The 1,705-nt window shown below is 79.7% G+C and carries 2 protein-coding genes; both read left to right on the forward strand.

All coding sequences use genetic code 11. The features are described 5' to 3' along the window. Window positions 1–906 (forward strand): methyltransferase (locus ABD317_RS36655; RefSeq protein ID WP_344296340.1); only part of this gene is annotated, 906 nt, incomplete at its 5' end. A gap of 200 nt (window positions 907–1,106) precedes the next feature. Next, window positions 1,107–1,481, forward strand: a complete 375-nt coding sequence (locus ABD317_RS36660; protein WP_344296342.1) for an SAV_915 family protein — start codon at window positions 1,107–1,109, stop codon at window positions 1,479–1,481. Window positions 1,482–1,705: the final 224 nt, after the last annotated feature.

Consider the following 1,705-nt stretch of genomic DNA (forward strand, 5'->3'; position numbering starts at 1 on the left):
ACCGGCCCGGCGGACGCCTTCCACCGCCACGGGCAGGCGCAGGGCCACCGAGCGCAGGCCCGCGGCATGCTGCTCGTCCCCCTCGAACCCGGCTCCGGGGGCGCGGTCGTGCCGCTGCGCCGGGCGCCCGACGTGGCCGCGGCGGTGGCCGGGGCGTACGGTCCGGTGACCGAGCCCGGCGCGGTGGCGCTGCGCGAGCTGCTCGGCGCGGTGGGGGCGCACGAGTGGCGCCGCAAGGGCGTGGAGGTACCGGCGCTGGGCGCCCGCGTGCACCCGCACTACGGGGTGTTCTCGCCGGTGCGCGGCGAGTACGTGGACCTCGTCGCCGAGGCGCCGCTGCCGGCGAAGACGCTGGCGTTCGACGTGGGCACCGGCACCGGCGTGCTCGCCGCGGTGCTGGCGCGGCGCGGGGTGGAGCGGGTCGTCGCCACCGACACGGACCCGCGCGCGCTGGCGTGCGCCCGCGACAACGTCGAGCGGCTGGGCCTGACCGGGCAGGTCGAGGTGGCGGCGGAGCACCTGTTCCCGCCGGGGCGCGCGCCCCTGGTCGTCTGCAACCCGCCCTGGCTGCCCGCGAAGCCGACCTCCGCGCTGGAGCATGCCGTCTACGACCCGGGCGGCGGCATGCTCCGCGGGTTCCTCGCGGGCCTCGCCGCACATCTGGAGCCGGGCGGCGAGGGCTGGCTCGTGCTGTCCGACCTGGCCGAGCACCTGGGGCTGCGCAGCCGCGCCGACCTGCTGGCGACGATCGAGGCGGCGGGCCTGCGGGTGGCGGCCCGCCACGACACCCGGCCCCGCCACCGCCGGGCGGCGGACCCGTCGGACCCGCTGCACGCGGCGCGGGCGGCGGAGGTGACGTCGCTGTGGCGGCTGACGGCGGAGGACACGCAGGCGGCACCCGGGTGAACGGGCCGCGAACCGCCGCCGCGGCGGCGGTTCGACCTGCGCCCGCCGCCGCGGCTGTCCGGCATGTGGACACTCCGCGTTCCCCCCGATCCGGCCCTCTGACGGCTCCAACTGGCCGCTGACCGCCGCGGGCCCGGCGGCTGCGTCTCGCATGCCGGAACCCGGATGCCCGCCGGCGCGGGGCCCCGTACCGTCGTAGCGTGGACTCCACCGGACACACCCCCGCCCCGCAGCACCCGCGCCGGCTGTACGTACCCGTGCGCCACGGCCGGAGCGGGACGCGGCTGCGGCTGTTCCGCACGCCGCTGGGCACGCGCACGGCGGTGGCCTTCACCAGTCAGGCCGCGCTGCGCCGCGCGCTCGGTGCGGAGCAGGAGTGGGTGCGCCTCGGAGAGCCGGCGCTCCGCGCGCTGACCGCGCCGCTGGGCGCCGACCGGATCACGGTCGACCCGCTGCTGACCGCCCGCCGCCCGTACGCCCCGCCCGTGCCGGAGCCGCAGGCCGAGGGCGAGCCGCCACCGCCACGGCGAACCCCGCCGCCCGCGCCGGCGCCACCGGAGCCGGCGACCCGCTGACCGGCCCCCGCCACAGCCCGGGCGCCGGCCCGGCCCGCAGCCCCTGCGCACCGCCGCGCGCCGGCATCGCCGGCCCCGCGACGCCTCCGTCCCGATCCACCGCCGACCGGGGCGGTCGCGCGCCGAACAGGGGTGCCGAAGCAGGTGGGGGGCGGCTGAGGCAGGATCGGGAGCGGGTGGAGCGGCTGCTGCTGTTCTGCGGGGAGGACTTCGACGCCTTCCTG

Origin of the sequence: Streptomyces synnematoformans (assembly GCF_039531005.1) — a bacterium.
GTDB lineage: Bacteria > Actinomycetota > Actinomycetes > Streptomycetales > Streptomycetaceae > Streptomyces > Streptomyces synnematoformans.